Genomic DNA, 13,460 nt, shown 5'->3' with positions numbered 1-13,460 from the left:
GGTATGCAGCATGAAATATTAAATTAATGTTGAACAGCAATACGCAATACCTTTACTGTATTGCCTTTATCCTTAATCTTTAGCAGGTAAATGCCCGTTGGCAAAGTTCTTACATCCAGCTGTGCTTCCTGTGCATGCGCAGCTTGTTTGTTGATGAGTGCGCCATTCGCATCTGACAATTCAATTTTTCTGTTTGTTGATGTATTATCAAAATGAATATTCACCATGGTGTGTGCCGGATTAGGATATACATCTGCTTTGTAGTCAGCGCCTTCCAGTCCGGTGATAATCAATTGTCGTACGGTAATTCTTCCTTCTGCTACTGTTGCCTCTACTTCTACAACTTCATCCAATGGACTGGTTCCAATCGGAATATCTACAAAGGATGTTTCATCCATGGGGAAACCTGGGTATTGAATGTTAATCCTGTAGACACCTGGTGGTAATCCGGAGATATCAAATTCTCCGTCATCGTTGGTAAATACGTAGGCTACGAGTATAAAAACGTCTTTACCTCTTCCAGTTCCCTGCGATCTTCGCGCAGTAACCCCTGCACCTTTAATCCTGGAAGTCTTCTCAGTTCGTTCACCAGTACCGTCATCTTCCTGGACAATACCCTTGATAACACCATCTTCCACCAGTGGTTCAGTAGGCTTCAGTTGTGAAAGTATGTCGAGGTCTGTTATTGAGTTTTCCACAAACAAGGTGTCAGCTTCTTCCCAGAAAATAGTACTGCTATAATAGGTGGGCAAGGCACGTTCCTGCCCTGTTACCAAAGTGTCTGCAAAACCTACAATCTGATAATCGTCAAGTACGATATTGTCAAAAAGATAAGTGCCGTCAGTATTGACATCAATATTCCTGAGGGTATCATAACCATTGCTGGAAGTGATTCTGAAGAGGAGCAACTTACCGGCAGTAGCGGGTACGTTGCTTGCCATCAGCAAGCGCCCCGACAAATCAGCTGTGGCCAAAACATTTACAGGAACTGTTTTTAGTGTAAGGCCTGTTACAATGCTGTTGGTTAACTCTACTGAATACGCACCCATGTTATTTCTGCCGATGTTCTCGATGAAGAGCGTATCACGTGTAGCGTCTACAATATTTTCCGCGTTACGTTTCCACTGATAGCTATTGGCAGTGCCACCTATGGTTGTTTCTAAAATGTAGTCATCACCTGATGCCACGAGTATTGAATCTGGAAATGCCACGATGTCTTTTTGATCTGCATAAGTAATTCCAGGCACATCTACATTGTATTCAAGCGAACCAAAATCCAGGTTGTTGCGTGAAACATCGACCGCAGTAATATCTGTAAGTATACTAAGGTCTGGTATGGCTTGCAGGTTATTGCCGGCCAGGTTAATGCTAAGCAGGTCGTCTAGTATTAAGGCCTCTGATGGAATAGATCCTGTCAAATTATTATCTGGCAGGTTGATGCCTGTAATTTTATCATTGGTTACTGTTACGCCAAACCATGTGCTGACATTACCACTCAGCCAGTTGGTGCGGTTAATCCAGTTAGGTCCGTCTGTAGCCAGATAAAAATCGCGGAGGGCTAATGAATCAGCTGACAAAACACCACCTTGAATATCGTAGGTAAGGAAAGCAAAATCTTCCTCATTGCTGGTCGGGGAAAGCGTAAACACTCCGGGGCCTGGTTCAATATCAACGGCCTTATTGTCTTCTCCATAAAAGATTACACTGGCTAATTCATTCTGACTGTTTAATTGTGAAATCAAGCCAGCAGAGTTAGGAATGGTTGCGCCCCAGATAAATCCGCCAGTCGAAGATAGTTTCGTAATGAAAGAAGAGGTCTTACTATAAAATTCATACTTAGCTGTTGAAGGATCCAGATCAAGTGTTCCTTCGAAACCACCTGTGATCAGTAAATTGCCGTCTTCCAGCACACTTAACGATACGGGATAAGCTTCATTAGAAGACTCAAAAGCAAAAGCATTAATGAATGCGCCATCTAAATTATAAACGGCTACATAACCGTTGTCAACATTGTTGGCTGTTGGTAAAGTGCCACTGCCCGATGTTCCGGTAAAACCAGGTGTGCCTTCATAGCTTCCAGGTATGTACAGCCTGTTGTTGGTTTCATCAATGGTAATATTTCTGAAGTCAGATCCATACAGATTGGTATTAAGCACTGTCCATACGGACGTTCCGTCTGGTGCATATTTACTAATGGCCATTTGTGACGAACCACCTGAGCTACTGATTTCGTAAGTGAGATAAATATGATTAGACTCATCGATGGCGAGTGACATCGGGTACTGATAAAGATTCGGATCACCGATTGACACCGACCATATATAATCTCCGTTGTTATTGTATTTAGCCAGGTAGGTAATTACACCAGCACCGCCATTGGTGATGAATGCAGTGCCCGCACCCGGATCAACATCAACATCTCCATTGCCTATGCTTCCGCTGATGATGATATTTCCAGCTTGATCAACGTCTACTGCTTCTATTTCAGGATAATCGCTCGTGTTGCTGATTAATTGTTTTGCCCAAAGGAAATTTCCAGCCGGACTGTATTTGGCAAAATAGGGATCGCCATTCAAGCTATTGCTTGTGAGTGAGCTTACGCCAGCAGTCGGGTCTACATCATATGTACCAGTAACAAGACCACCAATGATTATATTGTTAGTACCATCGGCTGCCATAGATTCATGGTTAACCCTGTTCCCATTGTCATTGGCAAATGGATACACCCATACCAATGCACCTGTTGCCGAGTATTTGGCAATAAACTGATCATCATTGGCGGCAGAAACAGAATTTAAAACTTGAACTCCTGCTCCCGGATCGAAATCAACGCTACCAAGGAAGAAACCAGATACCAGCATGTTATCTGCGTTATCAAGATTATAATCTTCCAATGAAGCAAAGCTTGCTGCATTTTGTGTTGCCACTTTGTATGCCGCGATCAACTCCATGTCAGTATCACTGTTCGGATTTGGCGGTTCGGTAATAACCAATAATTGGTCGGCAGTCTGGTTAAGTAACAGCTGACGATAACCACTTGGCCACTCCACCGTAATGCTATCGACAGCAGTAGCACTACCCGTACCAAAGTGTGCGAGCAAACTATTTTGATTGGCAAAACCATTGGAGGTGATCACCTGCTGATGTCTCCAAAATCCATCGGCTTTAACAGCGATGCGTGCACCAATAGCCGTACGGTTAGTTGTTGATCCGACAAGTTTGATTTTTAACCAGTGATTAGCGTTACCCGTATTACGGTAAAGACCATTGGTGGAGCCAGGATTAAAAGTAGCGGAGACGGCATCAAGAAAACCATCGTTATTATAATCACCTAAAGCAATACCTGCAAAAGTGTTGCTGTTTTTAAAAGTCTGATTGGTTTCGCGGGTAAAGGTTCCGTCACCATTATTCATAAATACGGCCCATCCGTTAGGTGCTAAGGTATTTTGATCTGTAATAAGATCGACATACCCATCATTGTTTAAATCACCAAAGGCTGAACCTCTTCCGCCTCTTACTAATTCACTAAATCGATTCGAAGCTGGTTCTTCAGTGAAGTATCCATTGCCATCATTAATAAAGAAAGCATTTTCTCCAGCGCCACCTGTCAGCACAACATAGATATCGTAGTCGCCATCGTTGTCGATGTCGGCTACTGAAGCACCTCGGGCAGCACCTGTAAATACTGGAAAGGTAAAGCCTTCGTAAAATTCATTGCCATTACTCGCATTAAATAAACGCAATGTATTGGCATTAGAATTGGGAGAAGGGATCAGATAATCAAGTTGCATATCGTTGTCAGCGTGGAAGGTGATATTATTCCACTGACCATTGTCATTTATATTATTCTCAACACGCGTAAATACATCATTACCATCGTTTCTGAAAAACACTTCATTAAACTGGGTATTTGAAATACTGATGTCAAGATCCCCATCAAGATCAAAATCGATCCATGTACCTGCCACACCATCGGTGGGTAAATTTATTTTGGTGAAAGTGCTGTTGCCGTTGTTTTTGTAAATCTGTACCTGGTTATCAGTTAATGCTGCTGCAAAACCAAAATCGGGTACAAATAAATCAAGGTTGCCATCGTTGTTATAATCACCCCAGGTTCCACTTCTGCCATCGGCAAAACCAATAGCGTTGGTTCTTGTAAAAGTTCCATTCCCGTTATTGCGATACAGGGCGCCTGATAATGAATCGCTGATACCTAAAGTATACACATCCTCAAAGCCATCATTATCGAAATCTCCCCATACACCCCCATACATGCTGGCATTGTTTCCATCTGCGGTAAGGTTGCCAGCATTTTGCCAGGTGAAAATACTTTCTGCTACTACTGTTACCTGTGCGGGACTTGTTGCCAGGGTTAGGGAAGGAACCAGACTGTTTGTAATGGTCAGTGTCCATGTTCCGGCATTCGCTGCCTGCACGGAAGGAATCAATACCGTATTTGTAATCTCAGCAGGTTGGATTACATTGTTTAATCTCCATGTGTATGTATTGGCACTTCCCCCAACAGTGTAAGTAAGGTTGAGTACATTGCCGGGAACCAATGAGATGTTTTGCGGCAGACCAATCGGATTTTGTGGTGTATAGTTAGAAGAAATACCAAGCTTTAATAAGTTAGGTTCAATCGCATCAAATTGTAAATTGTTATTCCTGACTTGAAAAGTACTGAGTGATGTAGTGCCTGAGAAATCTGGTAATGTACTTAACCTGTTATTGCTCAACACAAGAAAATTCAGATTTGCTTTAGCTGTTAATGATGCCGGTATGGATTCTATGTCGTTAAAGTCTAATGCGATATTAGTAAGTAAGGGGATGTCACTGATCTGTGATGGAATATTGCCTGTGATACCACAATAAGACAAATAGAGTGCTGTAAGATTTGGAAGACTTAATAGTTCTGTGGGGAAAGCACCCAATGTAAGGTTGCTGCCACTGAGCCACAGTGTGCCAAGATTTGTTAAAGTCGATATACCGGCAGGGAGTGTGCCTGTGAGATCATTCTGGCTTAGGTTTAAAAAGTTTAAATTGCTTAAGTTGATCAATGATGCTGGAATACTGCCGCTTAGTTTATTACGACTGATGGTAGTTTGACGACCTGTAAGAAGATTGCCGCCTAAATCCAATCTTGTTAAAAGTGAAAGACTACCCAACTCAGTGGGGATGCTTCCGGTTAACTGACAGTTTTGTAATTCGAGTACAGTCAGGCTTGCCATATTTCCAAGCTGTGGTGGAATGTTAGTAACCAAGGGATTGTTATTCAGAATTAAAACCGATAGACTAGGTAATGTTGTAAGCGCGATTGGAATTGCTCCTGACAGTTGGTTGTTTAATAATCTTAATTCCAGCAATGTTGAAATATTACCAAGTGTTGCTGGAATATTGCCCGTCAGTTGATTGGTGCCAAGATTTAATGATTTTAAATTCGGTAAGGCCCCCAGCTCTTGAGGAATGGATCCACTGAAACTGTTATTGGCCAGGTTAATCATTTGTAAGCTCGTCAATCTGCTGATGTCAGGCGCTATTAGTCCTGTCAATTGGTTGTTGTTAAGTATGAGTGTGTCAAGTGCTGAAAGATTGCTGAAGGAAAGTGGTAATGCACCCTGCATTAAATTATTGGGTAGCGAAATATTAGTCACTCTATTGCCGCTAAGCTTAACACCATACCAGGTATCTAAATTTCCACTGAGCCAGTTGGTTCTATTTGTCCATCCGCTTCCATTAGTCGCATTATATAAGGCCACTAAACTTAATGAATCAGTCAATCTGGACTCTACAATATCTGCTGTGGCACTATTACCAACCAATGGATTTGTTGTGAGGTAATTGATGCCACCGGTATTTTGTGTGTAGCTAAAAACACTATAGTGATAGTTAACATCTGCAGCAAGGTTGTTATCTGTAAAAGAGGTAACAGCACCTGCTGAAACTACAAAACCATCGCCAATGAAAGCGCCAACATTGTAAGTGAATCCATCTTTCGGAACTGCAGTGCTTGCGGCATTAGCTCTTCTCAACACAAGGTAACCGTCTGCCCCGGCTGCAGGTGTAAAAGAAACATCCAGGCTTGAAGTAGTTTGCCCAGGAAAATTTAGTGCAGTGGCTTGCGCACCAGGCAATGTGGAGAGCAGGGTGTAGCTGGCCAGATAAGCATTCTGTTGCCCGCTGTTGTTTACTAAAATACTGGCATCACTTGTTGGATCAAAGTCAGTGTTTTGAATAAAATTACCAACGATAGAAAACCGTGCGCCCTGCCCATTAACAAGTCCTGCAGTTTCAGCAGCGGCCGTTACACCATAATTAAATCCCTCTAACAGATTGCCATTGTCATTCAGTAATACTAGGTAAGCATCGCTGGCATTGTCAGGCCCCGCATTGGTAAGCAGTTTTGTACCAGCCCCCGGATCAACATCCATCGATAAACTACTAAAGGTACCGCAGACAGCGAGCGTATTATTTTGAAGCGCGATAATTGATGAAGCCTGATCTGCCCTGTTACCACCCCAGCTTCTTGCCCATTCTAAACCACCGCCACTATTGTATTTGGCAACAAAGGCATCGTTCATGCCATTGCTCACCATGTTTTGAACGCCAGCACCTGCATCAAAGTCGGCTGTTTGATTGAAGTTACCTGTGATATAAATATTAGAGCCGGCATCAAGTGTTACATCAACTGCATTGTCAAAGTCGATACCACCCATGGTAATATTCCAGACTAAATTTCCATTCAAATCAAACTTGCTCAACCAGATGTCACTCGATCCGACAGGGCTTTTTGAAAGCGTATTAGTACCTGGATCCATGTCTGCTGTAGTTTGGAAACTTCCGGTGGCTACAAAACCTCCGGCATCTAACGCAATGCTGGTAACAAAAATATTGGGTAATGCATAAGCCCATTGTAATGTTGACAAGTCGTCATATTTAGCAATGAAACGATCCTGCGCACTGCTGACAGCACTGAGGTAAAATTCTCCTGCACCAAAATCGAAATCCATGGTTTGTGCAAAGTAGCCGTACATATAAGCATCGTTGTTACTGGCTACTGCAATTTTCATAATGCCGTCATTACCCGCACCACCTGCGCTGGAAGCAGATTCGAAAGCACCGGTAGTAGCATCGAACTTTGCGTAAAAAGCATCAGAGCCACCGGCTGACCCCAATGAAAAATCGGAAACTCCAGGATCAAAATTAACGCTATTGAAAAAATATCCGCCTACAAGTATTTTGCCACTGGGTGTAAGCGCCAGGGCATTGGCCGTTTTATCACCGGGCCCTGTGATGGCCTTTACATACACCAATGCGCCAGAAGCATCGTATTTTGCAAAAAATACATCGGCAATACTAGGAGATTGACTGACCAATTGTACAGTGGCAGCACCCGGATCAAAATCGGAAGTGCCACGAAAGAAACCTGCGATGTATGTATTGCCGTTGGCATCAACCAGCGACTCCTGAATTTGATAAGCAGGGAAAGTCCCCACAATAACACGAACAGGTTGCTGTACACGTTGCAAGGCATAAGGTAATTCTTGTGCTTGCAAGGTGAACGCAAACAAAGTCAATGCAATAAAAGGTAATCCATATTTAAACATAGTAGGCAGGATTAAGTGAATTTTCCAGAATAGAAAGGAACGTACAAATCGCTTTGGCGATTCAACAGGTTTATAAAGATGAGCAGTCGCTACAGCGACCTGCTCCACACAGGTCATTATTTATTGAATGTGAAAGTATGCAAGCCTGCCAGAGATTTGTCTCTTCCATCCTCATAAGTAGTCTCATCCCACTGCAGAGTAAACTTTACAGAATTGGCGGAGATGGCGATGATGTTTACTTCCAGGTTATCGTTTCTTCTGAATTTTGTACCGCTATCATCTACAAAAGCCCAGGTGCCGGCTCTTTCCCATACGGGTGTAGTGCCGGTAGTTGTATAGCCTGTACTTGTAAAAGTTATACTAAAGTTTTGAAACAACTCACTAATGTCGATCGTACTTACTCCTTCGCCCAATATTACTCCGCCAGTGGCCGGTAAATTCCAGGTTCCGTTTCCTGCAGTTAGTATTTCTGTTCTTAATTCTGCTTCTGTCGGTTTAGGCCCTGGATCATCTTTACAGCCAAGGGTAAAAAGAAGTAATAGTGTGAAAAGCGAGAGGTATTTTAATGATGTTTTCATAAAGCCAATATTTCAATCTAAAATACTGCAAAATGGGGCACTGAACAATACCCGTTTTCTTGTATTATTATTGATTAACTGAAATTGTAGTGTCGTAAAATAGAAATCCCGCAGATTACATTGATCTACGGGATTTTATTTGTCAGTTACTGTATAACTACCCTGACTATTTTTTTAAGTGCTAGGCCTTCCTTAATCTGAAGCAGGTAAGTACCACTGGGCAAATCGCTTACATTGAGTTCATTTTGCTTTTCCGGTGCCGCTTGTTGTTTAAGTCTGCTGCCGTTTAAATCAATTAAAATCATTTCTCTATTCGGTAAAGCATTCTCAAATGCTATTTGCAGCGTTTCAACGGCTGGATTAGGGAAAATGCTTGCTTTAAATTCATCGGCTTCAAATATGCCAGTTACAATGCGTTCGCGTACGGTGATCTTACCATCAAAAACAGTGGCTGAAACTTGCACTTCAGCGTTGAGTCCGGAGCCGATTGTAAAATCAATAAAAGAAGTTGAATCCATTGGATTTCCAGGATACTGAATGTTAAGACGATAGTTGCCTTGCGGTAAATTGGAGAAACTAAAAAGTCCATCGTCATCTGTGCTTGTATAACCCACTAAAATATAGATTACATCTTTACCACGACCCGTGCCTTGCGACCTGCGTGCCGTGACACCAGCACCTTTTATCCTGCTTGTTTTTTCGGTACGTGTGCCTGTTCCATCATCTTCCTCCAGAAAACCACCAAGTAAACCATCACCTACTGAAGTGCCAGGTTTAGCACTGGCAATAATATCCAAGCCACCAATACTGTTGTTTAACACCACAGCATCGGCTTCTTCCCAAAAAATGGTATTGCCATTGTAAGTAGGAATAGATTGTGTGTGTATCTGCTCATTGGGTTTAGCCAATAAAATGTAATCAGCCAAAATCACATTATTGAAAACATAATTGCCATTGGTATTGATGGCATTAACCTGAGTAGTATCATACGCCCCACTTTCCGTAATGCGGAATAATTCAACTACACCGCTACTGGCAGCTTCATTGGCATTGACGAGCATCCTTCCGTTGATGGAAGCAACAGCAAGGATGTCAACCGGAATGGTTTTTAAAGTGAGATTGGGTACGAGCGCATTGGTGATGTCTGCTTCATAACGCCCCATGTTAGTTCTGTTGATGGCACTTAAAGGCAAATTACCATTAAGACTTTCATCAACCAGGTTATTGTTACGTTTAAAAGAATAGTTATTCTGAGTACCACCAACCGTAGCTGCTAAAACATAATCCTCACCAACGTTGACTAAAACCGTATCGCCCAAGTTAAGGTTAATTGGTTTTTGATTGGCGTAATTGATAATGGCACCGAGACCAACGTTAGGTTCAAGTGATGCAAAATCAAGATTGTTATTAGAAACATTTAAACTGCTTAGGGCAGTAAGTGCAGAGAAATCTGGAATAGCGTTAATGTTATTGTCTGCCACATTTACATTGGTTAAACTAAGTATGTCTGCGATTTCTGCAGGCATACTTCCTGTAATGTTAGCAGCATTCAGGTTAATAGCGGTGATAGAATTTCCTGTTTGTGTTACACCCTGCCAGGTATTGACATTACCACTTAGCCAGTTTGTATCTTTTGTCCATGCGGTTGCACCTGTATTGTTGTAGAAGCTTACAAGGGCCAGGGAGTCTGTTTCAAAATTACCACCAAAGCCGGCTGCAATGGTAAACAATCCTCTTAAGCCTTTTGAGTAACTGGTAAGTGTACTGTTACCACTGTTACTACTCAGGCTGCGTTTGCCCATGCCTTCAAAGCGATTGCCTGAAACAGCGCGTGCAGCTACAGCAACAGCAGGAGAAGCAAGCACATTATCCGGAAACTGAAATTGAATGTAAGAAGCCGTGTCTGTTTGAGTGGAGGCATTGATGCGCCAGGCCACAGGAAAATTATTCAGCAATGAATCCACACCAGCACCGGCAGTGTAACCAGCCGGAAATGTTTCCACAGCGGCTGTAACTTTAGGCTCAGCGCCACTAACTTGTGTAAGTGTTACCGGAAATGCATTAATGCCATTGCCGACCGGAAAATATTTATTGCCATTACCTAAATGTGTAAGGTAACCTGAAACATAACTTGTATTACTGGCATTAACCAAAGCTCCGTTGTCAACAAGTAAGGTGTCTGCATTGGTAAGGATGATACCATTTTCTAACAGCAATGAATCGGTTACCAGTACATTGCTGATTAAAGCTGCACTGCCAATGCCACGCTTGGCTAAGCTTGTTACTGCCTGATTGTTATGATTAAAACTATGGTTGACGTCATAATCGAGTATTACTTTTCCACTTCCGGCCTGATAAGTGCCCTGGTTTATCCAATTATCTTTTAAAATTAAAATGCCGTTGTTGGTAAATACACCGGTATTTACCCAATCGCCATTGGTTGAAATTGTTGTGTTGCTGACAAGGTCAATGCCATTATTGTTAACAATGAATTGTGCTTTGAGTGAAAATGTTGTAACCAGTACAATAATGACTAATGAAATTCTTTTCATAATAAAGTCAGATATAATGGATTGAGTTCTTTTTTTAACTGTAAACAATCAATACCTATTTACATATTTAATTCAACCGGGAGTACCAAAAGTATAAACCATAGAAGCTACAATCAATTTTATGTTCTTTCCAGCGAAATGGTTTTAAGTAATGATTAAAACCATTTTGAGCTAAGAAGAATACACAAAAATTAAGGAGCCACATATGCAAAGAACCGTAAGGCCCCAGCCATGTAGATGCCAACAATACCTTGATTGGACGGTATAGTAAGTGAATCTATAGTTGCATTATTTGTTCCATCACCATTATAAAGATATATCACGTCACCCTCTGCAAAAGCAACACCGCCACTAAAAGTAAATACAGCTGATGCATCTTCAATAAAATAAGCGATTGCTCTCGAGGTTATTAATGTATTTGTACTAGCATTTAAGGTTGCAGTTGAAACTTTCATTCCTCCCTGGAAAATCGCAAAAGCATTTCCATTAGCAGAATTTATTGCTCCTAAAGCAGATCCTCCTGATGCATTAGTAAGTGCAAAGAGAGTTGAGGCATTATTTAAAGGTTCTTGATTCTGGAAATTACCCGCACTCCCTGTACCGTCACCACCTAATTTCTGAGCATAAATGGCATCGGTTGTTCCAATAGCTCGAGCATATAAAGCGAAACCTGTTCCATTATTTAATGCACTTATAGTGTTACCGGTGCCATTTGTTTCTGCCAGAATTGCTGGAGAGCTATTTAGGGGATTATTAACAGTAAGAAAAGCTGCATTACCAAGACCGCTTGTAAAACCACGCAAAGCGGCATTTGGATTACTGGCATTGCCAATCTGAAATTGGCCAGCACGCCCAACCGGACCTAAATTATTACCAAAAATAGCGGGACCATTTCCATTAGTCTCACCATATAATGCAGAATAATTATTAGCAGAATTATTAATCCTAAATGCACCAGCTGCATCACCGGTACCTACATGCTCTCCATAAACAGCAGCAGAAGCAAATTTAGATCCGGCCGATCGGCCAAATACACCAAAACCATTGCCTACATTATTGCCATGTACAGCAGATCCAGTAGAGTCTCCGTTGCTTTGTGCATACAAGGCGTGATTACGATTACCGGGATTGTTAAGTGAAAAGGCACCCGCACGACCATTGAGGGCATTAGTTGTTACCCCCACAGCATCGTTATTGTTGGCAGGATTGCTTACTACGAAATCTGCGGCACCGTTGGTGGCCGAGTTAGTACGGGCAAACAATGCGCTAAAGCCTGAGTTAGGATTAATATTTTCAAAGTGTGCAACGCCAAAATTGCCGGCATCTGTACTGTTATAAACAATGCGTAAAGCATTGCCATTAGGAGGTAAGGTGCTCAAGGTATCGACTAAGGGGAATTGTAATTTGGCAGAACTCTGCCAGGCTGCCCCATCCCAGATGAACAGTCCTTTCAAATCATTATCATACAGTAGAAGACCTGCATCTGCAGCATTCAGGATACTACCCATAGCCAACCGTTGTGCTGTGCTTAGTCTGGGCATAATGGCACCCTGGTTGCCCGTTGGCGATTCTACATGAAGCGCTGCATTCGGATTGGGTGTGCTGGTGCCCACGCCAAGCGATTTATTTTGCGCGTAAGCTAAACTTGAGATGGTTAGTAGCAGGGCAGAGAGAATAACTCTGTTCATAGATTTGTATGTTAGGTAAGATTAAAGCCTCAAGGCCACAATATATTGAACCGTAGCAGATAGCACAAGTTAAGTTTAACGCTTAAAAGCAAAATACCATAATCATGGTATTTGCAGTAATGCGCTAGTACGACTGCTCATTATTAAAATAAAGTGGCACATTTAGTTTGTTTGCCGGAATTAGACCAACCGTAGTGGCCACAGTTACAGCACGAATGGTACTGTTTTCATTGAGTTTGCGCAAAATATTTTTACGGTGCGTTTGTATGGTGTGAAAGCTCACCCCTAATTCGTTTGCAATACTTTTGGAGCTCATGCCCTGAGCCATTAATCGTAGAATTTCCTGTTCGCGGTGTGTTATAAGCGTCTTCATAAAGATTAGGGTTTGTTTCCTTTTTATGAAGCTTTTTCAAAAAGGTACCCTTTTGTGGGTAGAATAATTTTATTTTCATATTATTGAAGTATAAGGGTTACTTACGCCACATTACGACATCAATTTTTGAGCCCACAGTTTTCAGATATAGTTGACCAAATTAAAAAAGAAGGTAACCGCGCGTTAACTGACCTTTACGTGCATTACAGAACGGAGTTTATTCAATGGCTTTGCGGAAGAATGGGGTGCGACAATGAACTGGCGAAAGATATCTACCAGCAAACTATTTTGATTTTTTACGAAAATATTCAAAACGGAAAATTAACGATCCTTACAAGTCAGGTGAAAACGTACTTGTTCAGTATCGGCAGAAATAAATATTATGAGACGGTGCGGGAGCGAAGAAAAAGCGATGACTTTAAGCCGGAGGACATTGATGACGAGAGCCTGCCAGAAGAACTGCTTCAAAAAGTAGAAGCCAGTCTTGAACAACTGGGCGAACCTTGTCGTAGTCTTTTAATAGAATATTATTACCATAAAAGAAGCATGGAGCAATTAGTGGTCATGTTTGATTATAAAAATGCGGATTCGGCAAAGAACCAGAAATATAAATGCCTGGAACGTTTGCGGAAGCTGATGAAAGAAAGCCAATAATGGAGTGTTTA

At 41.9% G+C, this 13,460-nt stretch carries 6 protein-coding genes; 1 reads left to right on the top strand and 5 read right to left on the bottom strand.

Annotation, left to right across the window (positions count from 1 at the left end):
* Window positions 1–23 precede the first annotated feature (23 nt).
* The 5 genes from ACO1XM_RS20750 to ACO1XM_RS20730 form a co-directional block, all read right to left on the bottom strand.
* Complete coding sequence (locus ACO1XM_RS20750) at window positions 24–7,712, bottom strand: FG-GAP-like repeat-containing protein (RefSeq protein ID WP_486232636.1); 7,689 nt, start codon at window positions 7,710–7,712, stop codon at window positions 24–26.
* Between the two features lie 8 nt (window positions 7,713–7,720).
* A complete protein-coding gene (locus ACO1XM_RS20745) occupies window positions 7,721–8,182 on the bottom strand; it encodes a hypothetical protein (protein ID WP_486232634.1) in 462 nt (153 codons plus the stop codon).
* A 146-nt stretch (window positions 8,183–8,328) separates the two neighbouring features.
* Window positions 8,329–10,734: a T9SS type A sorting domain-containing protein gene (locus tag ACO1XM_RS20740; RefSeq protein WP_486232632.1), complete on the bottom strand. Its 2,406-nt coding sequence runs from the start codon at window positions 10,732–10,734 to the stop codon at window positions 8,329–8,331.
* Between the two features lie 191 nt (window positions 10,735–10,925).
* The gene (locus ACO1XM_RS20735) at window positions 10,926–12,422 is read right to left on the bottom strand and encodes a hypothetical protein (RefSeq protein ID WP_486232630.1); all 1,497 of its coding nucleotides are present in this window, start codon (window positions 12,420–12,422) and stop codon (window positions 10,926–10,928) included.
* Between the two features lie 124 nt (window positions 12,423–12,546).
* Window positions 12,547–12,795, bottom strand: a complete 249-nt coding sequence (locus ACO1XM_RS20730) for a response regulator transcription factor (RefSeq protein ID WP_486232628.1) — start codon at window positions 12,793–12,795, stop codon at window positions 12,547–12,549.
* Between the two features lie 198 nt (window positions 12,796–12,993).
* Here ACO1XM_RS20730 and ACO1XM_RS20725 point away from each other — a divergent pair, with 198 nt between their 5' ends.
* Window positions 12,994–13,449, top strand: a complete 456-nt coding sequence (locus ACO1XM_RS20725; RefSeq protein ID WP_486232626.1) for an RNA polymerase sigma factor — start codon at window positions 12,994–12,996, stop codon at window positions 13,447–13,449.
* The last annotated feature ends 11 nt before the right edge of the window (window positions 13,450–13,460 follow it).

It is taken from the genome of Chryseotalea sp. (assembly GCF_057350905.1).
The sequence above is the reverse complement of the archived record's forward strand: the minus strand, read 5'-3'. Positions and strand labels throughout refer to the sequence as shown.

Coding starts and splice junctions, on each gene's coding strand:
- ACO1XM_RS20730 (WP_486232628.1), bottom strand. CDS start 12,795: ATGAAGACGCTTATAACACACCGCGAACAGGAAATTCTACGATTAATG.
- ACO1XM_RS20740 (WP_486232632.1), bottom strand. CDS start 10,734: ATGAAAAGAATTTCATTAGTCATTATTGTACTGGTTACAACATTTTCA.
- ACO1XM_RS20735 (WP_486232630.1), bottom strand. CDS start 12,422: ATGAACAGAGTTATTCTCTCTGCCCTGCTACTAACCATCTCAAGTTTA.
- ACO1XM_RS20745 (WP_486232634.1), bottom strand. CDS start 8,182: ATGAAAACATCATTAAAATACCTCTCGCTTTTCACACTATTACTTCTT.